This window comes from Bradyrhizobium sp. USDA 4454, assembly GCF_054822705.1.
On record NZ_JBTRCN010000001.1, the window covers coordinates 8294364 to 8315539 of the forward strand.

Here is a 21176-nt window from a genome sequence, read left to right on the forward strand (position 1 = left end):
TTCGGCCAGAGAGGGCCGCAGTCAGTCGCGCGCGTAGCCGATCAGGGGCTTGCGCGGCCGGAACAGGACCATCAGCAGGATCCCGGCGATGCCGAGCACCGCGAACACCGGCTGCTCCAGCAGCAGGCGGATCACGTCATTCCAGAGCCACGGCGCAAAGCGATCCACCCAGACATGGAATGCCTGCTGGCTCGACTGATGGATGTCGTTCCAGAACTGGCCGAATTGGGTGAACCGCAGGCTCTGGTCGGCGACGTAGCGCGCTCCGTCATAGACCATGAAGATGAAGCCGCCAGCCAGCAGCAAAAGGCCGATCAGACGGAAAAAGCCGCGGATCATGCGTCACTCTAACTCCCTGTCGCGCCCCACGCGTCGTCAGGCCTTACCGGGCGCCCCCCGGAAATTCAACCTCTTCAGCGGCTTATCCGGCCCCCTGAGGCCCAATTTCCGGCCCTTTTTGGGCCCCGAAAGCGTTGACGCTGCTGCCTGCGCGATCTATAAGACCGGCCGATGGCGGCGGGCGCAATCCTGCCGCCGCTGTTCTTTGGACAGTGCCGCATGCGGGGGCAGCATTTTGCGCTCTTCGGATGGCCGCCTCAAGGACACCCAAGCAGACACCTTGGACAAATACATCAGAGTTGAGATTTGAACCGGCCGGTGCGCGCAAGCCCGACCACTGAGCGATCACCGCCGAAGGACAGTTAGAGAACCATGGCCAACACCACCTCCGCCAAGAAGGCGACCCGCAAGATTGCCCGCCGCACTATCGTCAACAAGTCGCGTCGCACCCAGATGCGTGGCGCGGTGCGCACCGTCGAGGAAGCGATCAAGAGCGGCGACCGCGAGGCGGCACTCAAGGCGATGCGCAAGGCCGAGCCCGAGCTGATGAAGGCAGCGCAGCGCAACATCATTCACAAGAACCTCGCGAGCCGGAAGGTGTCGCGCCTCACGCAGAGCATCGCCAAGCTCGCCAAGTAGAGCTCGCGAAGCTCGCCGCGCGAGCCGACTGAAAAACACGTCTGTCACGAAGCCCGGCTCGCGCCGGGCTTTTTGTTTTTGTCTCGTGTTTTGTCGTGGACGTTTTTTGTCGTGGACGTTTCATAGCGCGAGACGACTGCGCGTTGCCGCGCGACGAACCGCGTGTCATGTTTCATCGCGTCCGTAGTTCTACCGGCTAAACATGCTTAACGCGCCGCACTCGCGCAGAGATTGTGCTTCGCTAAGCTAGATAGGTGGAATAGCGCGCGTCAAAAAAGCGACGCGGGGTTACCCTGCAAAAGTAATCGTGAAAAATCACGCTTCGCGAATTACTTATGCACATAGCGCCGGACAGCGATTGGAAAAATGACCCGCGCGAGACCAAATGTAAATTTTCTATGAAAAATTTTTGGTATTGCACCGTGGTTTGTGACGCGCGTGAATCTGCGCGGTGATTCAAAAACTTGCTTTCTCAACTCCGCATCGGCAACGCCGCAACAGTTGCGAAGAGTCGCGATCCCCGTCGAATCCACGGATTGTCAGGAAATGCGCTTGGTGTATTTATTTCTTGTTCGCGACGCCCACGGCTCTCCAGATCAGCGCGGTTTGAGACCCAAGGGCGGACGCACAAATCGGCGGCGGTGTGTGCGTTAGCGACGCTCTCCAAGCGAAGCTGGATTGACGGCTCATAGCGATATGAGGATGGTTGACCTGTGTCAAAATTTCTCCGGCGATGTCCCCGATTATTTAGGGGATCGAACAAGAGAGACCAGGCCTACCGTCGGAATCCGGCAGCGGGAACGCGGCGCGAGCGAACGGGTTGACGACGACACGCGGCGGCGAAGCGCCGGGCATTTCGGTGTTCGGTAGCGGCAGTTCGAATTTGAAGACACGAGCAAGCTGACACCTTGCCGCGATATGTCGCGGCGGGAGGGGGAGGACTTATGCCTTACGGTATCATCACTGCAGTCGGACCAACGACAACTGAAGTGCAGATCTCCAGTGGTGCCGTAATCAATCCCTCGGACCTTGGCTCTCACCCGGAGCGGCCGTCGAGTACGCGCTGACCTCGCGGGACGCATCTTCTCCAAACAGCTGATCTGTCGGGTGGCGCATGGCCGCCACACGGGAGAGCTTTGTCCGGAGCGGACCGCGCCCGCTAGAGGTCGCGTTGTGGCAGGAAACCTGCACGGCGCTTTCGCAATTATCATCTCTCAGATTTGGAAAAGTACGAAGGCAATGACGAACACGGAACAGGATCGCTGGTCGCGGGTGAAGGGACGTTTGCGGACGAGCGTTGGCGAGGACGTCTACACGAGCTGGTTTGCACGGATGGATCTGGAGAGCGTGCATGACGAGAGCGTGCACCTGTCGGTGCCGACCCGGTTCCTGAAGAGCTGGATCCAGGCGCACTACGCCGACCGCGTGCTCACCTGCTGGCAGGCCGAGATGCCCGAAGTGCATCGGATCGACCTCACCGTGCGCTCCGCGATCCGCGCGATGGCCCCGGCAAAGGAAGCGGTTGCTCCGGTCGAAGTGCGCCGTGTCGAGCGCCACGACGGTCGTCCCGCGCCTGAGCTGCGTTCGGTTGCGACCGCGCCGGTGTCCGCAAGCCATGACGCGCTCGGCGGCTCGCCGCTCGATCCGCGCCTGACCTTCGCAAGCTTCGTGGTCGGCCGCTCCAACACGCTGGCCCATGCGGCGGCGCGCCAGGTCGCCGAAGGCCGCCGCGGCGATCCCGTGATGTTCAATCCGCTCTACATCCATGCCGGCGTCGGCCTCGGCAAGACGCATCTGCTGCAGGCGGTGACCTGGGCGGGCAATTCCGGTGGTGAGCGCAAGGTGCTGTATCTCACCGCCGAGAAATTCATGTACGGCTTCGTCGCCGCGCTGAAGACGCAGACGGCGCTGGCATTCAAGGAGGCGCTGCGCGGCATCGACGTGCTCGTGATCGACGATTTGCAATTCTTGCAGGGCAAGTCGACGCAGGCCGAGTTCTGCCACACGCTGAACGCGCTGATCGACGCCGGCCGCCAGGTCGTGATCGCGGCCGACCGTCCGCCGTCCGATCTGGAAAGCCTCGACGACCGCGTCCGTTCGCGGCTCGCCGGCGGCCTCGTGGTCGAGATGGGTTCGCTCGGCGAGGAACTGCGTCTCGGCATTCTCAAGTCGCGGGTCGCCGCGGCCCGCGCTCACCATGCGACCTTCGACGTGCCGGAGGAAGTGCTCGACTATCTGGCGCGCACCATCACCCATAACGGCCGCGACCTCGAAGGCGCGATCAATCGCCTCTTGGCGCACTCCAAGCTCAACAACCAGCCGGTGACACTGGAGATGGCCGAGCGCGAGGTGCGCGACCTGATCCGCCCGCAGGAACCGAAGCGGATCAAGATCGAGGACATCCAGCGCGTGGTCGCCCGGCAGTACAATGTCAGCCGCTCCGATCTCTTGTCGTCCCGCCGCACCGCCAATGTGGTGCGTCCGCGCCAGGTTGCGATGTATCTGGCGAAGACGCTGACCCTGCGCTCGCTGCCGGAAATCGGCCGGCGCTTCGGCGGCCGCGACCACACCACGGTGCTGCACGCCGTGCGCAAGATTGAGGCACTGGTTGCCAAGGATACGACGCTGTCCGAGGAAGTCGAATCGCTGAAGCGTCAGCTGCAGGAGTAGATCTCCGGCGCAGGCCGCGCCGTTCGATCGCCCTCCCCTTTGCTGAAAGGGGGAGAGCGACCTATTTTGGGGGCCCAAAACGTGGGGAACAGATGCCGTCTCCCTTGCGCCAGCCCGCCATCCGCGCCACCTTGCGGTCCCCCCGAGGGTTTGATCAAATCCGGTATTGATCCGACTTTTCGGGTTTCCGACGCCGCGGTGCTGCCCTCAACGGCCGCCCGGCTTTTCCATCTGAGGGATCTGGCGGGTATTGCAATGAAGGTCACCGTCGAGCGCGCGCAACTGCTGAAATCGCTGGGTCACGTTCACCGCGTGGTCGAGCGCCGCAACACCATCCCGATTCTCGGCAACGTGTTGATCCGCGCCGAAGGCGCCAAATTGTCGCTGAAGGCGACCGACCTCGACCTCGAGGTGACGGAGACCCTGGCCGCCGAGACGGCAACCGCCGGCTCGACCACGGTACCTGCGCACATGTTCTACGACATCGTCCGCAAGCTGCCCGACGGTTCGCAGATCGTGCTGGAGGCCGACGGCGACCGCTCGGTGCTCGCGGTGCGCGCCGGCCGCTCGCGCTTCACGCTGCAAACCCTGCCCGAGAGCGATTTCCCCGGCCTTGCCGCCGGCGACATGACGCATTCGTTCTCGCTGCCGGCTTCCGACATCAAGCGCCTGATCGACCGAACCCAGTTTGCGATCTCGACCGAAGAGACCCGCTATTACCTCAACGGCATCTATCTGCACGCCGCCGGCAGCGCCAAGGCGGCGACCCTGCGCGGCGTTGCGACCGACGGCCACCGCCTGGCACAGATCGACCTCGCGCTGCCCAAGGGCGCGACCGGCATGCCCGGCGTGATCGTGCCACGCAAGACGGTCGGCGAGGTGCAGCGGCTGATCGAGGGCGACGACGCCGAGATCTCGATCGAGCTGTCGGACGGCAAGATCCGCTTCACGCTCGGCAATGTGGTGCTGACCTCGAAGCTGATCGACGGCACCTTCCCGGACTATGGCCGCGTCATTCCGCAGAACAACGACAAGGAACTGGTGGTCGACAAGAAGGATTTCGAGGCCGCAGTCGACCGCGTCTCGACCATTTCCAGCGAGCGCGGCCGCGCCGTGAAGCTCGCATTGTCCGCGGGCAAGCTGATCCTTTCGGTCACCAACCCGGATTCGGGCAGCGCCACCGAAGAGATCGAGGTCGAGTACGCCTCCGACGCGCTCGATATCGGCTTCAACTCGCGCTATTTGCTCGACATCGCCGCCCAGATCGAGGGCGAGGTCGCGGTGCTCAAGCTCGCCGATCCCGGCTCGCCGACGCTGGTGCAGGACAAGGACAGCAAGGGCGCACTCTACGTGCTGATGCCGATGCGGGTGTAACGGACTTCTCTTCGCGCGCATCAGCACTAGATTGCGTCGTGGCTGGGCACTTGCCCGGCAATGACGAGCTGAGATGACCCCGTCCCGCATTCATCGCCTGTCGCTGACGCATTTCCGCAATTACCGGGCGGCGACGCTGCAGGTTGCGGGCGACATGGTGGTGCTGGTCGGGCCGAACGGCGCCGGCAAGACCAATTGTATTGAGGCCGTCTCGTTCCTGTCGCCGGGCCGCGGCCTGCGCCGCGCGACCCTGGAGGACATCGCCGACAACCAGGGTGACGGCTCCTGGGCGGTGTCGGCCGAAGTCGAGGGCGCGCTCGGCCTTGCCACGCTCGGCACCGGCATCGATCCGCCGACCGGCGAGGCAAGCAACACGAGGCGCTGCCGCATCGATCGCGAACCGGTAGGGTCCGCAACCGCGTTCGGCGATCATCTGCGCATCGTCTGGCTGACGCCGGCGATGGACGGCCTGTTCATGGGCGCCGCCTCCGAACGGCGGCGCTTCTTCGACCGCCTGGTGCTGGCGATCGATTCCGAGCATTCCAGCCGCGTCTCGGCGCTAGAGCGTTCGCTGCGCTCGCGCAACCGGCTGCTCGAGGTGCGCAACTATGACGACCATTGGTGTGACGCGATCGAGCGCGAGACCGCGGAGCTTGCGGTCGCGGTCGCAGCATCGCGCGGTCAGACCGCGGCGAAACTCGCCGTGATGCTGCGCGAGCGCGGCGCAGCCTCTGCCTTCCCGTCCGCCGAGATCATGCTCGACGGTTGGATGGAGAATGCGCTGCTGCAGGAGCCCGCGACCGCGGTGGAGGACCGCTACCGCGAGATCCTGCGCGCCAGCCGCCCGCGCGACGCCGCCGCCGGACGCACGCTGGACGGCCCGCATCTGACCGATCTGCAGGTGGTCTACGCGCCGAAGAACATGCCGGCGCGCGATGCCTCGACCGGCGAGCAGAAGGCGCTCCTGATCGGACTGGTGCTGGCGCACGCCACAATGGTCGCGGAGATGACCGGCATCGTGCCGCTGCTGCTGCTCGACGAGGTCGTCGCCCATCTCGATCCCAACAGACGCAGGGCGTTGTTCGATGAGCTCGGCAAGCTCGGCGCGCAGGTCTGGATGACCGGCGCCGATCCCCTGGCCTTCGTCGACATCGGCCCGCGCGGGGAGATTTTCGACGTCGAATCCGGCCGTGCCACGCGGCGCGGCTGACGCCGCGGAGCAGGCTCTGTGAGGGCTTCGAATCTGCCCTCGAATCGGGCTTTTCAGAGGGTTCGGAATCGGCCTTCGGAGAGCTTGAAAAAGGCCTAAAAAATCCTATTTATTCAACAGTTTGTAGAGAGAGACTTTGCGCTAGGCGCAACCCCTCTTTCATGGCACAAATAGCGGAATCAGCGCCTCATATTGCGCAGCTGATTCGGGACATCCTCGAAGGCCTCACATGACTGAACCTGCCCGGCAGACCCCTGCCGAATCTGAGCACCCCATTCCGGCTGAATATGGCGCGGAATCGATCCGGGTGCTGAAGGGCCTCGACGCCGTCCGCAAGCGGCCCGGCATGTATATCGGCGATACCGATGACGGATCCGGCCTGCACCACATGGTCTACGAGGTCGTCGACAACGCGATCGACGAGGCCCTGGCGGGGCATGCGAGCCGCGTCCTGGTCACCCTCAACGCCGACAATTCCGTCACCGTGTATGACGACGGCCGCGGCATTCCGGTCGACATCCACAAGGGCGAAGGCGTCTCGGCGGCCGAGGTCATCATGACCCAGCTGCACGCGGGCGGAAAGTTCGACCAGAACTCGTACAAGGTCTCCGGCGGCCTGCACGGCGTCGGCGTCTCCGTCGTCAACGCGCTGTCCAGCAAGCTCGCGCTGCGGATCTGGCGCGACGACAAGGAGCACTACATCGAGTTCGCGCACGGTGACGCCGTGGCGCCGCTCAAGGTGGTCGGCGATGCGCCGGGCAAGCGCGGCACCGAGGTCACCTTCCTGGCCTCGACCGAGACCTTCAAGAACATCGAGTATGATTTCGCGACGCTGGAGCACCGGCTGCGCGAGCTCGCCTTCCTCAATTCCGGTGTCCACATCGTGCTGTCAGACATGCGCCACGCGGTCGAGAAGCGCGAGGAGATGCATTATTCCGGCGGCGTCGAGGAATTCGTCAAATATCTCGACCGCAACAAGAAGGCGATCGTACCGACTCCGATCATGGTGCGTTCGGAAGCGAACGGCATCGGCGTCGAGGCCGCGCTGTGGTGGAACGACAGCTACCACGAGAACGTGCTGTGCTTCACCAACAACATCCCGCAGCGTGACGGCGGCACCCATCTGGCCGGCTTCCGCGGCGCGCTGACGCGCCAGGTCAACGGCTATGCCGAGGCCAACGCGAAGAAGGAAAAGATCGCGCTGACCGGCGACGATTGCCGTGAAGGTCTCACCGCGGTGCTGTCGGTGAAGGTGCCCGATCCAAAGTTCTCGTCGCAGACCAAGGACAAGCTGGTGTCCTCGGAGGTTCGCCCCGTCGTCGAGAACGTCCTGAATGAGGCGCTTGCCGCCTGGTTCGAGGAGAATCCGAAGGAAGCCAAGGAGATCGTCGGCAAGGTGATTCAGGCCGCCGCCGCCCGCGAGGCGGCGCGCAAGGCCCGCGAGCTGACCCGCAAGAACCCGCTCAGCGTCTCCTCGCTGCCCGGCAAGCTCGCCGACTGCCAGGAGAAGGATCCGGCGAAGTCCGAACTGTTCATCGTCGAGGGCGACTCGGCGGGCGGCAGCGCCAAGCAGGGCCGCAACCGCGAGTTCCAGGCGGTGCTGCCGCTGCGCGGCAAGATCCTCAATGTCGAGCGCGTGCGCCCCGACAAGATGCTGTCGTCCGAGCAGATCGGCACGCTGATCACCGCGCTCGGCACCGGCATCAGCGACGATTTCTCGGTCGACAAGCTGCGCTACCACAAGATCATCGTGATGACCGACGCCGACGTCGACGGCGCCCATATCCGCACGCTGCTCCTGACCTTCTTCTATCGCCAGATGCGCTCGATCATCGATGGCGGCTATCTCTATATCGCTCAGCCGCCGCTCTATAAGGTCTCGCGCGGCAAGTCCGAGCAGTATCTGAAGGACGAGCGCGCGCTGGAGGATTATCTGATCTCGACCGGGCTCGATGAATGCGTGTTCAAGCCGGCCTCCGGCGACGATCGCTCGGGCCGTGATCTGCTGTCGCTGGTCGAGGACGCCCGCGTAATCCGCTCGGTGCTGCGCAATCTGCACAGCCGCTACAATCGCGCTGTGATCGAGCAGGCAGCGATCGCGGGTGTGCTGAACCCGAGGATCACCGGCGAGATCGCCACCGCCAACTCGGCGGCCGAATACATCGCCAAGCGGCTCGACGCCGTGGCCGAAGAGGTCGAGCGCGGCTGGGTCGGCACCTTCACGGAAGGCCATGGCTTCCAGTTCGAGCGCACCGTGCGCGGCGTCAAGGAAGTGGCCGTGATCGACGACGCCTTCCTCGGCTCGGCCGACGCGCGCAAGCTCGACGAATATGCGACCAAGCTGCAAGAGATCTACGTGCGGGCGGGCAAGCTGCGGCGCAAGGATGCCGAGCAGGTCATCCACGGTCCGGTCGACCTGTTCGAGGCCGTGACCGATGCCGCCCGCAAGGGCATCTCGCTGCAGCGCTACAAAGGTCTCGGCGAGATGAACCCGGAGCAGCTGTGGGAGACCACGCTGGACACCGAGGCGCGCTCGCTGCTCCAGGTGAAGGTCAAGGAAGTCGACGAGGCCGACGATATCTTCACAAAGCTGATGGGCGACGTGGTCGAGCCGCGGCGCGACTTCATCCAGGAAAACTCGCTCAGCGCGACCATCGACATCTAACGGCCTGCACCTGATAGAGTGTGTATTCAGTGTCGTCCTGGCTAAAGCCAGGACGACGGCGTCGGGGGCCGCTCGCTACAATTTCTCAGACCGTCGTCCTCAGAGGCCGACACGCGCTTCCAGCGCGATGGCGCGGCGAGAGTGACGTCTCCGTGACAACGCGGCCGACGCCGTCGCGCCGCTACCTTTCGTCTGGAAGCTGCATCGGAAACTGTGTTACGGTGCCGAACAGCCATTGATTCCGCTACGGAATTTCGAATGGCCCGTTTGAATCCAAGTCTGCACGATGCGTTAGGGGACATTCCGCGTGCCGCCGATCCAATACATCGTCGAAGGCGGCCGCCGCCTTTCGGGCACCATCGAGCCGTCGGGCAACAAGAACTCCGCGCTGCCGATCATTGCGGCTGCCCTGCTCACCGAACACCCTGTCACGCTGACCAACGTGCCGCGCATCCGCGACACCGAAACGCTGGTCGAGCTGTGCCGCTCAGTCGGCGCCAGCGCCGAATGGACCGAGCGCAACACCCTTCAGATCCACGCCAAGGAGATCCGCGCCGCCGATCTCGACCCGGCACTGTGCGCGCGCATCCGCGCCTCGATCCTGCTCGCCGGTCCGCTGCTCGCACGTTGCGGCGAAGTCGCGCTGCCGCCGCCCGGCGGCGACGTGATCGGCCGCCGCCGCCTCGACACGCACTTTCTGGCCTTCGAGCAGCTCGGCGCCACGGTCACCGCGACGCACCGGCTCGAATTCCGCGCCTCCAAGCTGAAGGGCGCCGACGTGTTCCTCGACGAGCCCAGCGTCACCGCGACGGAGAACGCGCTGGTCGCCGCCGTCGCCGCCCGCGGCACTACCCATCTGCGCAACGCGGCTTCCGAGCCGCACGTGCAGGACCTCGCCAATTTCCTGATCGCGCTCGGCGCCAAGATCGAAGGCGTCGGCACCAACACCATCATCGTGCACGGACCGGCGACGCTCGGCAGCACGGCTTTCGCGATCCAGCCCGACCATATCGAGGTCGGCTCGTTGATCGGCCTCGCCGCGGTGACCCGCTCGCCGCTGCGCATCGCGCGCGCCGGCGTCGAGCATCTGCGCTCGATCCGGATGGGCTTCGAGCGACTCGGCATCGTCTGCGGCGTCGAGGGCGACGACCTCGTCGTGCCGTCGAACCAGACCATGAAGATCCACGACGATTTCGGCGGCCACGTGCCGAAGCTCGAGGACCAGCCATGGCCGGCCTTCCCGGCGGACCTGATGTCGATCGCGATCGTCACCGCGACGCAGTGCGACGGCGTCATCCTGATGCACGAGAAGATGTTCGAGTCGCGGATGTTCTTCGTCGACAATCTGATCGCGATGGGCGGCCGGATCGTGCTGTGCGATCCGCACCGCGCGATCGTAGCCGGCCCGAGCCGGCTGCGCGGCGCGCCGATGAACTCGCCCGACATCCGTGCCGGTATGGCGATGCTGCTGGCTGCGGTGTGCGCCAACGGCACCTCCACCATCAACAATGCCGACCAGATCGAGCGCGGCTATGAGCGGATCGACGAGCGGCTCAACGCGCTCGGCGCCAAGATCAAGCGGATTCCCGCGCGATCGTGATCCCTATCCCCTGCGGCGGCTTGGCCATCGTTCCGGCCGGCTTGCCGTGCTAGACGTGCCGTCATGACCTGCATCGACAAGATCGACCCGGCCGCGGCGCGCGCGGCCGTCGTCCCCTCCGGGGCGGCATTTGCCGTGCCCCGCAAGCTGCTCACGGCCGAGCTCGCGGAGACGCTGAAGCTCGCGGTGCCGCTGGCGCTGACGCAGCTCGGGCAGATCGCGATGATGACGACCGATCTCGCCTTTATCGGCCGACTGGGCAGCGAAAGCATCGCCGCGGCGGCGCTGGCGCATACCGTGTATTTCGTCAGCTTCACGATCGGCATGGGCATGATGTCCGCGGTCTCGCCGCTGGCCGCGCAGGCCTTCGGCGCCCGCGATCCGCGCGTGATGCGGCGCGCGCTGCGCGTCGGGCTGTGGGCGGGATTCTTCATGGTGCTGCCGCTGATGGCGTTGCCGTTCCAGGGCGAGCGCATCCTGCTTACGCTTGGCCAGACCAAGGCCACCGCGCATCTCGCGCAGCAATACCTGTTCGGGCTCGGCTGGGGCATCCTGCCGGGGCTGTGGTTCATCGCGATCCGCGGCTTCATGAGCGCGGTGAACCGGCCGGAGCCGGTGCTGTGGATCACGCTTGCGGCGATCCCGGCCAACGCGCTGATGGTGTACCTGCTGCTCTACGGCAAATGGGGCATGCCCGAGCTCGGCATGTTCGGCGCCGGGCTTGCGACCACGATCGTCAATCTCGGCACCTTCCTCGCCGGCGTCTGGTTCGCGGCGCGCCGCCGCCCGTTCCGCAAATATCACGTCTTCAGCCGGGTCTGGCGCATCGACTGGCCGCTGATGGGCAAGCTGGTCGCGATCGGCGCACCGATCTCGGTCGCTTTCCTGCTGGAATACGGCATGTTCGGCGCGGCCGGGCTGTTGATGGGGCTGATCAGCACCACCGCGCTGGCGGCGCACCAGATCGCGCTGCAGATCGCGGCGATCCTGTTCATGGTGCCGTTCGGCGTCAGCATGGCCGCCACCGTGCGGGTCGGCCAGGCGGTCGGCCGCCGCGATGCCGACGCGGTGCAGCGCGCCGGCTTCGTTGCGGTCGGGCTCAGCGGGATATTCATGAGCGTCATGACGCTCGCGGTGATCCTGGCACGCTTCGAGATCGCGGCGCTGTTCCTCGGCGAGGCCTCTGACGCCACGGCGCGGCTCACCGCCATGCTGCTGCTGATCGGCGCGACCTTCTTCATCGCCGATGGCATCCAGACCACCAGTGCCGGCGCGCTGCGCGGCATGAACGACACCCAGGTCCCGCTGCTGTTCGCCGTCATCAGCTATTGGCTGATCGGCTTCGCATCCGCCGCCGTGCTCGCGTTCTGGGCCGGGCTCGAAGCGCTCGGGGTCTGGATCGGGCTGTCGCTCGGGACTGCTGTCTATGCGACCCTCCTGATCTTGCGTTTTCGCCTGCTGGCACGCAGACTGGCTGCATGAGGGTCGACGAGGTCACGCCGAACGTGGATTCCGTTGCGCTGCTTGCCGGCGCGCAGTTTGCCGATGCGTTCAGGATTGCGACCACGCGCGCCGATCTCGACGCGCGGCATGCCGCCGAGGCGATGGTGACGCGACAGCCGCGCTGGGCCGAATGGCTAATCGTCTTGCGCAATCTCCTGGTCGCGCCGCTCGGCCTGAAGACCTCGGGCGCAACTGAGGGCGTGGCACGCGACATGATCGGGATTTTTCCGGTGGTCAGCGAAACGCCGGAGCGGCTGGTCGCGGGCTTCAACGACAAGCATCTCGATTTCCGGCTCGTCGTCGACGTCGCGCCTGAGGGGTCGGCGCGCAGCATCACGGCGACCACGCTGGTGCTCACCCACAACCGGTTCGGCCGCGCCTATCTCGCGGTGATCATGCCGTTTCACCGCCTGATCGTGCCCGCGATGCTGCGCAGGGCCGTAGACTGAACAAAGCTCTGGCCTCAAGCCGCGCTCTTCTCCGGCGCGTCGGCGACGATCTTCTCCGCGGCATCCTCGTTGGTGCACCAATTGCCGTGACAGCGCTTGAGGTCGTTGAGATTCTGCCGCATCTGGTCGAGCGAGAAGCCGAGCGCATAGAAGCGCTCGGCGGCGTCGACCGGCAGGCCGCGGATCAGGCCTTCCCTGCGAACCGCGGCGACCTCCTCGCTATAGGTATGCAGCGCGGCATCCACCGGCGCCATGTCGGCCGGGCCGCTGCCGGCGCGCAAAGCGGTCGCGACCGCCACCATGTAGGCCACGATCGCCTTGCTGACGTCGGCCAGCGGCCGCGCCAGCCTGGCCTGGATCTCGGCCGGCAGCGGCACGACACAGGCCCGCCCGATCATCACGACGTCGTGCCGCAGCCGTTGGATGGTCCGCAGCAACGGCCCGGTGTCCGGTCCCGATGACAGATGCATCGAGCGCTCGCGCTCGGCCTCGAGGCCCGTCGCGTGCAGATTGGTCACTGCGGTGCCGATGCCATCCTGGATCCGGTGCAGCGCGTCGTTGTCGAGACCGCGCGTCAGGCCGGCGAGCAACTCGGCGAACGCCGCGGCAAGCAATTCCAGCAGCTTTGATCCATTGACCCTGATCTGGCTGACCGCGCGCGACGGCAGCACCAGGAACGAGATCACAAGCCCGGTGAGCGCGCCGACCGTGACCTCGAGCACGCGGTCGATCGCCGAATCCAACGGGTTGGAATGATGTATCGTCGGCAACAGCAGCACGATCACCGCCGTCACCGTCGCCGAGTTCAGGCTGGGATTGAGCGCGGCGATGAAGGCCAGCGGCACGATCGCCAGCACCAAGAGCGCCAGCAGGCTGCCCTCGCCGGAATGCGGGATCAGCACCGCGATCGCGCCGCCATAGATCGCGCCGCCGATGGTGCCGAGCATGTAGTCGCGGGTCGCCTTCAGCGAGCGGCCGACGCTCATTTGGGTGACGATCAGCGAGGTCAGCACCGCCCACAGCGGCAACATGAGGTGCATCGCCACTGCGATGGTATAGGCCGCCACGCCGGCGGACGCGATCCGGACCGCCAGCGCCAGCTGCGTCTTGCGGGTCCAAAGCTTGTCGAACATGCGTTTTGCGAAGGTCCTCATGCACCCTGATCCGCAATCAATGGAAAGGCCTATGTTAGTTAAATGACGTCGAGCATGGCTGCTGCCCGCGGCGGCAAGGTGGCTTGAAAGGTCAAACCCGCCCGCCTACCCTGCGCCGCAAAATTGAGGAAACACGATGGCCCACGAAACCGCAACGCTCGCCGCCTATGTCGCCGCCCTGAAATATTCCGACATTCCGCCGGAGGTGCTGGAGCGCGCCAAGGTTTTGACGCTGGATTTCCTCGGCAGCACCATCCGCGCCCGCCGCGATGCGGAATCGACGCCCTCACTGATGAAGATGCTGGAGGCGCTGGCGCTCGACGGCAAGGGCGAGGCCACCGTGTTCGGCGACACCAAGACCTGGACGCCGGCGGTCGCCGCGCTGCTCAACGGCGCGCTCGGCCATTCGCTCGACTTCGACGACACCCACGCCGATTCCTCGCTGCACCCGAGCGCACCCGTGGTACCGGCCGCGTTCGCGGTCGGCGAGATGGTCGGCGCCTCGGGCCGCGACGTGCTGACGGCGATCGTCGCCGGTTATGAAGTGTGCTGCCGGCTCGGCAATGCGCTCGACCCGACCTCGCATTACGCTCGCGGCTTCCACCCGACCGCGACCGCCGGCACCTATGGCGCTGCGGCCGCGGCGGCCAAGCTGTTCGGCCTGTCGAAGCTGCAGATCATCTCCGCGTTCGGCGTCTCCGGCAGTCAGGCTGCCGGTTCGCTGCAATTCCTGGTCAACGGCGCCTGGAACAAGCGCTACCAGGTCGGCGCTGCCGCAATGAACGGCGTGATCGCCGCGACCTTGGCGCGCAACGATTTCATCGGCTCGAGCGACTCGGTCGAAGGCAAGCATGGCCTCTTGGTCGGCTACACCGATGATGCGCATCCAGACAAGGCCGTTGCGGGCTTAGGCCACACCTATGAGACGCTGAAGATCGGCGTGAAGCCGTATCCGAGCTGCCGCTACACCCATGCCGCGATCGACGCGCTGATCGCGATGCGGCGCGAGCACAATCTGACGCCGGACCAGATCAAGAAGGTCGAGATCGGCCTGCACCGCAACGGCATCACGCTGACCGGCGATGCCGCGACCAAGCGCCACCCGACCTCGGTGGTCGGCGGCCAGTTCTCGATGTTCTTCACCGGTGCGATCGCGCTCGACCAGGGCCATTTCGGTTGGGATGATTACGAGCGGCTGGGCGACAAGGCGATCGGCGCGCTCGCCGACAAGTTCGACGTGGTGCAGGACGACCGGCTCGAGGTCGGCCGCACCCACCCGTTCGGCGCCCGCGTCTCGATCACGACCGATGACGGCACCCATGAGCGCCTCTACGCCGATCCCTCCGGCGAGCCGACCTCATTCCCCGACGCCAAGGCGATGCAGCAGAAGTTCCTGACGCTGGCCCGCCCGGTGCTCGACAAGCGCGCCGATCAGCTCGCCGACGCGATCCTGACGCTGGAGCGGTTCGAGCGCGTGGAACAGGCAACGCAGCTGGGACGGCAGTAGGCGGACTGTTATCGTTACAACGCAGGACTAGCCGCCAAGCCCACAGTCGTCGTCGCGGCGAAAGCCGGGACGACGACGAGTTTGTTGCATCGAGCCGCGGCATTCTCTTCCGTCATTCCGGGGCTCGCGAGCGAGAGCCCGGAATCCATCGCGCAACGGAACAGGCGGTGAAATGGATTCCGAGTTCGTGCTTCGCGCGAACGTCGCATTGATCGACGTCGCCGTGACGACATCGCGGACCAGATCGAACACGCCGTCCGCCTGCGGCGGCGCGTTCGGCGAACGGCCGAGCCGCACGATGACCAGCCGCTGTGACGGCACGATGATCACATACTGCCCGATCGTGCCCTTGGCGAAGAACGCGTCGCGCGGCCAGCCGTGCTCGACGCGATACTTGGCACCGAAACTGTCGCCGAGATTGGTCCAGAAGCCTGCGCCGATGCCGACCCAGGCATTCGGCGTCGGTGATGCCGAGTATCTCACCCAGCCCGCGGGCAGGATGCGCCGCCCGCCGGCCACGCCATCATCAAGATAGAGCTGGCCAAACCGCGCCCAATCGCGAGCGCTTGCCAGTATCTCGCCCGAGCCTTCCGGCGTGCCCGCCGCATCGAACTGCATGACGACGTCGTGCATGCCGAGCGGATCGAGCAATTCGCGGTGCGCGAAGCGCAATACGTCGGCGGCATGGCCGCCAGCCGCATCGCGGATCAGATGAGAGAGGATGATGAAATTGCCGTCGTGATAATTCCACGCCGCGCCGGGCGCGGTCTCGAGCGGAATGCTCTCGGCATAGGCGGCCATGTCGGATTCCATATACTTCATGCGGTTGACCGGCTCGAGCGCGGAGGCGAGCGAGGCCTGCAACGAACTGCCGAGCGCGAGGCCCGCGGTGTGACGCAATAGCTGATCGACCGTGATCGCGTGCCGCGGATCGTCGGGATTTTTCCACGCCGCAATCGGCACCGGCTGGTCGACCGCGAGCCTGCCGTCGCGCACCAGAATTCCGATCAGGGCCGAAATCACCGATTTGGTCGCGGAGAAGCCGAGCAGCGGCGTCTCGGTGCCGATGCCATCTGCGTAGCGTTCGGCAACGATACGGCCGTCCTTCATCACGACAACCGCGCGGGTGCGGCGGAGCGGCGGCTCGGCCGGCTCAGCGAAGGCATGATCCAGCGCAGCCGCGAGTTGAGGACTCTGCGGCACGACAACCGCGGGACCAGCGATCTCGGGCAGCAGCGCGGCCGGCGGCCGTGTCCGCGGCAGCGCGATGTCCGTCGGCGCCTCGCCTTGTTCGAGGGTGCAGCCGACCCCCTCGCGATAGACCGCATGGCTGCGGCCGAAGCCGAGCAGCGTCACGGTGACGTCCCTGCGGTCGAGGTCGACCTCGGTATCCATCGCCCAAGTGATCAGGCCGGCGCCGGGCATCGCGTCGGTCGTCTCGTCGAAGTCCCGCTTCGGGTCGAGCCCGCTGACGAACGTCTCCGAGCAGATGACGTTGGCGACGAATCCGGTCACAACCTTTGGGACGTCGCGGGCACGGGCGGCGGACCAGCCCAGCGCGCCGAGGGCGGTGGTGGCAGTGAGAACGAAGATGAGCTTTCGACGCGTCACGGGATCCTCCGGCATGGCGCAATGGACGTGTGGCCGGATCAAGCCGCGGCGAACGCGAGAGTGCTCGCCGGATTTCGAAACCGGGCTAGCCGAGGATTGGGGAAGGCTGGCCGATTCTGGAATTATCGTGTGATTACAATGCCATTTTGGAATCGTCCGCCCGTTCGTGAGGTGCGCACGAAGGTTGGGCTCCGTCCCCCCTTGCGGGGGGAGGGCTGGGGAGAGGGGTGGCCCGGGCGAGACGTTAGACGAGAACACCGCCGCCGCAGGACAGCTCGCGCATCATGGCAAGATAATTTGAGAGACCACCCGGGTGATACCCCTCTCGCTAACCCTCCCCCGCAAGGGGGGAGGGAACCTTGCCGCCGGTGCGTCCCTCACGACCAATAGAGCAATCACGCTGCCGTCGCCTTCAGCTTCCGGTACTCCGTCGGGGTCACGCCGGTCGTCGCCTTGAAGGCGCGGTTGAAGGGACCGAGCGACTGGAAGCCGGCATCCATGGCGATAGTGATGACGGGAACCTGGGCCTGTGAGGGATCGGCAAGTGCGGCCTTGGCCTCCTCGATCCGGTGGTTGTTGAGGAAGACGTTGAAATTGCGATAACCGAGCCGCTGGTTGATCAGCCGCCGCAAACGGTATTCCGGAATCTTCAGCCGGGCCGCCAGCGTGCCGATGGTGACATTATCCTGGCGGTAGATGCGCTCGTCCGCCATCAGCCGCATCAGGGCGTTGACCAGCTTCTGGTCGGCTATCTCCTCCATCGCGGCCGGCTGCACGTTGGCAATGACGGGCTCGACCGGCGCGGCGAACAGGTCGGCGCCGTCGACGCGCATCATCGCCCAGGTGATACCAGCGACGATAGCGGCGAGCACGCCCGCGTTGAGCAGATTGGCCCACTCCACGGTCACGCGGCTGCCGGCATATGCGATCTGCAGCAGCGCGTTCATTCCGCCGTACAGCGCCGAGGCCACGACGATGAAGACACGGACGCGGCGGCGGCGCTCGACCAAATCCGCCGACCATGATCTGACGGTCTGCGCCACGGCAAGCGCGATGAAGACGAGCCCCAGCAGGTTGACCGCGGTAATTGCCGCCTGCGCGTGGCCGCCGGGCGATATCCACATGCAGTTGACGAAGCTGAACGCGACCACCGCTGCCCAGATCAGCCCGTGCCACCAGCGCAGCGCGAAGGCTTCATCGAACAGCGCGCGGGTGAACAGCCAGAACACCACCATGTCGCCGGTCGAAAGCGCGATCAGCGGCGCATGCCAGACGGAGATCGGCGGCCCGGCGCCAATCGACGCGGTCACCGCATGCGCCGCCGCGCCGAGCGCGAAGGCGATCACAAGCCCTCCCGCCAGCACCTTGCGAAAATCCGCGAACATCGAGGCCGCAAGCACCAGCAGCAGCGTCACGGCGGCGGCGCGCAGGCAGAGTTCGGTTGCGGCCAAAGTCATCGGTCGAAGGCTCTCCGGGTCAGCCGAACAATCGTCGCTCAAGCCGGCTTTTTCAAGCGGGATCGCGGCGCCACCGTGCGCGCGCCGTGACCCAGATATCGACCACATCGCCCTCGAGCTTGCCCGGCCCTTCGTTCACGGCGCCGAGCCGCCGCGCCACCGCCTGCGAGGCAACGTTGACCGGATCGATGCAATGGATGATGCGGTCGACCATGAAGTTGGCGAACACAAAATCGATCGCGGCGCGCGCCGCCTCCCCCGCATAGCCCTTGCCGCGGTGCTCCCTGGCAATGCCCCAGCCGACCTCGAAGCCCGGCCATTCAGGCGGACAATACGGACCGACGCGACCGATATAGCGGCCGGAGGATCTCTCCTCGACCGCGAACATGCCGAAGCCATACAGCGCCCAGTGACCCGAGATGACCGCGGCGTTGCGCCAGCCCTTCAGCTCCGACGTGATTGGCTGGTGATCCGGCGTGATGAAGCGCGCGGTCTCGGGATCGGACAGCATCCGCGTGTTGTCGGCAATGTCGGATGCGCGCCATGGCCGCAGGATAAGCCGCGCGGTCTCGATCACGGGACCATCGACACGCAACAGGTTTGCGCCGGGCTTGATCAGAGAAACCATCGGCAGCTCCGGTTTCCAAGATTTCCCTGTTATCACGTGCGCGCACGCGCCAGAAGTATCTCTGTCGTTCCTGCGAAAGCAGGGACCCATAACCACAGGGCTTAGTTGTTAGATGAAGCCGTGGCCACCTGCTTCATCACCGCGCCCTGTGGTTATGGGTCCCCGGCTCGCGCTTCGCTTGGCCGGGACGACGATTGGGGTATGATCGGAGTAAAGTACAAAGGAGTTCTTACAATGAGCTGGCAGCCCTCGACCGATCCCGAACTCGGCGATCCCCAGACTTGCGACGCGCTGGATCTGATCATCGTGCCGCGCACCCGCGATCTCGGCGACGGCTTTGCGGTGCGGCGCGCGCTGCCGCATGGCAAGCGGCAGATGGTCGGGCCCTTCATCTTCTTCGACCATTTCGGCCCGGTGCAATATCTCGCCGGCAAGGGCATGGACGTGCGGCCGCATCCGCATATCGGGCTCGCCACCGTCACCTATCTGTTCGATGGCAGCATCATGCACCGCGACAGCGAGGGCAACATCCAGGAGATCCAGCCCGGGGCGATGAACCTGATGACCGCAGGCCGCGGCATCGCGCATTCCGAGCGCACCCCCGACGTGCAACGTCGCGATGGCCAGAAGATGCTTGGCCTGCAAAGCTGGATCGCGCTGCCGGCGGGCAAGGAAGAGATCGCGCCGTCGTTCCAGCATTATGGCGCAGGCGACCTGCCGATGATCTCCGAGCGCGACTTCACCGCGCGCCTCATTGCAGGCTCGGCATTCGGCATCACCTCGCCGGTCAGCATGGTCTCGCCCTGGTTCTACACTGAAGTCACTGCGCAGGCCGGCACCTCGGTGCCGCTCGACCCCGACCATGAGGAGCGCGCGATCTATCTCGTCGACGGCGAGGTCGAGATCGCGGGTGACCGCCACGAAGGGCCGCGGCTGCTGATCTTCCGGCCCGGCGACCGCATCACGGTGAAGACGCTGCGGCCGACCCGCATGATGTTCCTGGGCGGCGACGCCCTGGAAGGGCCGCGCCACATCTGGTGGAATTTCGTCTCCTCCTCGAAGGAGCGGATCGAGCAGGCCAAACAGGATTGGAAAACCGGGCGTTTCGCGCAGGTTCCGCACGAACACGAGTTCATTCCGCTGCCGGAGTGAGCTAATTCGTATGGCTCTTTGATTTGAGCATGATCTTTTCGGAAAACCGCTGCACTCTTTTCCGGATCATGCTCTAGTCTCCGGCGCCCGCACAGCGCGTGCGGGCGTCCGTCTTTGAGAAGCCAGCCTGAAAGATCACGCCATGACTGCGATGCGATCCAGCGATTTGCCCCTGCCCCGGATCGGCCGTGGCAAGGTGCGCGATATCTACGCCGTCGGCGCCGACCGCGTGCTGTTGCTCACCACCGACCGCATCTCGGCGTTCGACGTGGTGATGGCGGAGACCATTCCGATGAAGGGCGCGGTGCTGACCCAGATCAGCGCCTGGTGGTTTCGGCAGCTCGAAGGCACCGTGCCGCATCACATGATCAGCGCCGATGCCGACGAGATCATCCGCGCGGTCCCCGAACTGAAGGATCATCGCGCCGACATTTTGGGACGCGCGATGCTGTGCAAGCGCACCACCGTGTTTCCGATCGAATGCGTGATCCGCGGCTATATCTCCGGCTCGGCGTGGAAGGAATACGCCGCCAAGGGTACCCTCGCCGGCGAGAAGCTGCCGACGGGCCTGATCGAGAGCCAAAAGCTCGAGCCCGCGATCTTCAGCCCGGCGACCAAGGCCGAGGCCGGCCATGACGAGAACATCACGGTGGCGCGAGTGCGCGAGATCGTCGGTGCCGACGTTGCGGCGACGCTGGAGAAGATGGCGCGCGACGTTTACGCGTACGGCGAGGAGACCAGCCGCGCCCGCGGCATCATCATCGCAGATACCAAATTCGAGCTCGGTCGCGACAAAGATGGCCGCATCATCCTGATCGACGAGGTGATGACGCCGGACTCGTCGCGCTTCTGGGCCGCGGACGCCTACAAGCCGGGCCAGCCGCAGCCGAGCTTCGACAAGCAGCCGCTGCGCGACTACCTCGACCTCGAGCGCAACGCCGGCCGCTGGAACGGCGACGCTCCGCCCCCGCCGCTGCCGGCCAGCGTGGTGGATGCGACCAGCAAGCGTTACCTTGAGGCCTATCGCCGCGTGACGGGAAGCGAGCTGAAGGTTTAGCGGCAACGTCGGCGCGTTTCGCTATATCACCGTCACCCCTGAGGAGGCCGCAACGCGGCCGTCTCGAAGGGTCGACGGGCCCCGCCGGTGGCCGTGCATCCTTCGAGACGCCGCTTCGCGGCTCCGCGGGATTGCGCGGACCTCACCATCGATGTCACTCT

The 21176-nt window shown here is 65.4% G+C and carries 16 protein-coding genes; 11 read left to right on the top strand and 5 right to left on the bottom strand.

Annotated features, from left to right (window positions below):
* Positions 1-21 precede the first annotated feature (21 nt).
* Entirely contained in the window at positions 22-339 is a 318-nt protein-coding gene (locus ACVIW0_RS38600) for a hypothetical protein (RefSeq protein WP_461356991.1), read from the bottom strand.
* Positions 340-711: 372 nt separating this feature from the next.
* On the opposite strand from ACVIW0_RS38600, the gene rpsT reads away from it, so the two are divergent.
* The 8 genes from rpsT to ACVIW0_RS38640 all read left to right on the top strand — a co-directional run bounded on the left by rpsT (position 712) and on the right by ACVIW0_RS38640 (position 12449).
* The gene (gene rpsT / locus ACVIW0_RS38605) at positions 712-978 is read left to right on the top strand and encodes a 30S ribosomal protein S20 (RefSeq protein WP_021077661.1); all 267 of its coding nucleotides are present in this window, start codon (positions 712-714) and stop codon (positions 976-978) included.
* 1239 nt (positions 979-2217) lie between these two features.
* Positions 2218-3648: a chromosomal replication initiator protein DnaA gene (gene dnaA / locus ACVIW0_RS38610; RefSeq protein ID WP_461356992.1), complete on the top strand. Its 1431-nt coding sequence runs from the start codon at positions 2218-2220 to the stop codon at positions 3646-3648.
* 255 nt (positions 3649-3903) lie between these two features.
* Positions 3904-5022, top strand: a complete 1119-nt coding sequence (dnaN, locus tag ACVIW0_RS38615) for a DNA polymerase III subunit beta (RefSeq protein ID WP_461356993.1) — start codon at positions 3904-3906, stop codon at positions 5020-5022.
* A 73-nt stretch (positions 5023-5095) separates the two neighbouring features.
* Complete coding sequence (gene recF / locus ACVIW0_RS38620; RefSeq protein WP_461356994.1) at positions 5096-6232, top strand: DNA replication/repair protein RecF; 1137 nt, start codon at positions 5096-5098, stop codon at positions 6230-6232.
* 229 nt (positions 6233-6461) lie between these two features.
* Positions 6462-8897, top strand: a complete 2436-nt coding sequence (gene gyrB, locus ACVIW0_RS38625; protein WP_461356995.1) for a DNA topoisomerase (ATP-hydrolyzing) subunit B — start codon at positions 6462-6464, stop codon at positions 8895-8897.
* 307 nt (positions 8898-9204) lie between these two features.
* A complete protein-coding gene (gene murA / locus ACVIW0_RS38630) occupies positions 9205-10497 on the top strand; it encodes a UDP-N-acetylglucosamine 1-carboxyvinyltransferase (protein WP_461356996.1) in 1293 nt (430 codons plus the stop codon).
* 63 nt (positions 10498-10560) lie between these two features.
* A complete protein-coding gene (locus ACVIW0_RS38635; protein ID WP_461356997.1) occupies positions 10561-11979 on the top strand; it encodes an MATE family efflux transporter in 1419 nt (472 codons plus the stop codon).
* Positions 11976-12449, top strand: coding sequence for a DUF2867 domain-containing protein (locus tag ACVIW0_RS38640; protein ID WP_461356998.1), 474 nt, complete (start codon positions 11976-11978; stop codon positions 12447-12449). Before ACVIW0_RS38635 ends, ACVIW0_RS38640 begins: the two co-directional genes overlap by 4 nt.
* 14 nt (positions 12450-12463) lie before the next feature.
* On the opposite strand, the gene ACVIW0_RS38645 is transcribed toward ACVIW0_RS38640, so the two are convergent.
* Positions 12464-13603 (bottom strand): FUSC family protein, encoded by a 1140-nt coding sequence (locus tag ACVIW0_RS38645; RefSeq protein ID WP_461356999.1) that lies wholly within the window; start codon positions 13601-13603, stop codon positions 12464-12466.
* 136 nt (positions 13604-13739) lie between these two features.
* Here ACVIW0_RS38645 and ACVIW0_RS38650 point away from each other — a divergent pair, with 136 nt between their 5' ends.
* On the top strand, positions 13740-15110 hold the full coding sequence (locus ACVIW0_RS38650; protein ID WP_461357000.1) for an MmgE/PrpD family protein: 1371 nt from the start codon (positions 13740-13742) through the stop codon (positions 15108-15110).
* A 27-nt stretch (positions 15111-15137) separates the two neighbouring features.
* Here the strand turns inward: ACVIW0_RS38650 and ACVIW0_RS38655 are convergent, their stop codons facing one another.
* From ACVIW0_RS38655 to ACVIW0_RS38665, 3 genes are all read right to left on the bottom strand, one after another.
* Positions 15138-16721, bottom strand: coding sequence for a serine hydrolase domain-containing protein (locus ACVIW0_RS38655; RefSeq protein ID WP_461357001.1), 1584 nt, complete (start codon positions 16719-16721; stop codon positions 15138-15140).
* Between the two features lie 395 nt (positions 16722-17116).
* A complete protein-coding gene (locus tag ACVIW0_RS38660; RefSeq protein WP_461357002.1) occupies positions 17117-18178 on the bottom strand; it encodes a helix-turn-helix domain-containing protein in 1062 nt (353 codons plus the stop codon).
* A gap of 52 nt (positions 18179-18230) precedes the next feature.
* Complete coding sequence (locus ACVIW0_RS38665; protein ID WP_461357003.1) at positions 18231-18806, bottom strand: GNAT family N-acetyltransferase; 576 nt, start codon at positions 18804-18806, stop codon at positions 18231-18233.
* 234 nt (positions 18807-19040) lie between these two features.
* On the opposite strand from ACVIW0_RS38665, the gene ACVIW0_RS38670 reads away from it, so the two are divergent.
* Entirely contained in the window at positions 19041-19958 is a 918-nt protein-coding gene (locus tag ACVIW0_RS38670) for a pirin family protein (RefSeq protein ID WP_461357004.1), read from the top strand.
* A gap of 142 nt (positions 19959-20100) precedes the next feature.
* Complete coding sequence (locus tag ACVIW0_RS38675; protein WP_461357005.1) at positions 20101-21015, top strand: phosphoribosylaminoimidazolesuccinocarboxamide synthase; 915 nt, start codon at positions 20101-20103, stop codon at positions 21013-21015.
* The last annotated feature ends 161 nt before the right edge of the window (positions 21016-21176 follow it).

Bases quoted from the DNA above. Each gene is read 5' to 3' on its own strand.
- ACVIW0_RS38600 (WP_461356991.1), bottom strand. From the start codon at position 339: ATGATCCGCGGCTTTTTCCGTCTGATCGGCCTTTTGCTGCTGGCTGGC.
- rpsT (WP_021077661.1), top strand. From the start codon at position 712: ATGGCCAACACCACCTCCGCCAAGAAGGCGACCCGCAAGATTGCCCGC.
- dnaA (WP_461356992.1), top strand. From the start codon at position 2,218: ATGACGAACACGGAACAGGATCGCTGGTCGCGGGTGAAGGGACGTTTG.
- dnaN (WP_461356993.1), top strand. From the start codon at position 3,904: ATGAAGGTCACCGTCGAGCGCGCGCAACTGCTGAAATCGCTGGGTCAC.
- recF (WP_461356994.1), top strand. From the start codon at position 5,096: ATGACCCCGTCCCGCATTCATCGCCTGTCGCTGACGCATTTCCGCAAT.
- gyrB (WP_461356995.1), top strand. From the start codon at position 6,462: ATGACTGAACCTGCCCGGCAGACCCCTGCCGAATCTGAGCACCCCATT.
- ACVIW0_RS38635 (WP_461356997.1), top strand. From the start codon at position 10,561: ATGACCTGCATCGACAAGATCGACCCGGCCGCGGCGCGCGCGGCCGTC.
- ACVIW0_RS38640 (WP_461356998.1), top strand. From the start codon at position 11,976: ATGAGGGTCGACGAGGTCACGCCGAACGTGGATTCCGTTGCGCTGCTT.
- ACVIW0_RS38645 (WP_461356999.1), bottom strand. From the start codon at position 13,603: ATGAGGACCTTCGCAAAACGCATGTTCGACAAGCTTTGGACCCGCAAG.
- ACVIW0_RS38650 (WP_461357000.1), top strand. From the start codon at position 13,740: ATGGCCCACGAAACCGCAACGCTCGCCGCCTATGTCGCCGCCCTGAAA.
- ACVIW0_RS38660 (WP_461357002.1), bottom strand. From the start codon at position 18,178: ATGACTTTGGCCGCAACCGAACTCTGCCTGCGCGCCGCCGCCGTGACG.
- ACVIW0_RS38665 (WP_461357003.1), bottom strand. From the start codon at position 18,806: ATGGTTTCTCTGATCAAGCCCGGCGCAAACCTGTTGCGTGTCGATGGT.
- ACVIW0_RS38670 (WP_461357004.1), top strand. From the start codon at position 19,041: ATGAGCTGGCAGCCCTCGACCGATCCCGAACTCGGCGATCCCCAGACT.
- ACVIW0_RS38675 (WP_461357005.1), top strand. From the start codon at position 20,101: ATGACTGCGATGCGATCCAGCGATTTGCCCCTGCCCCGGATCGGCCGT.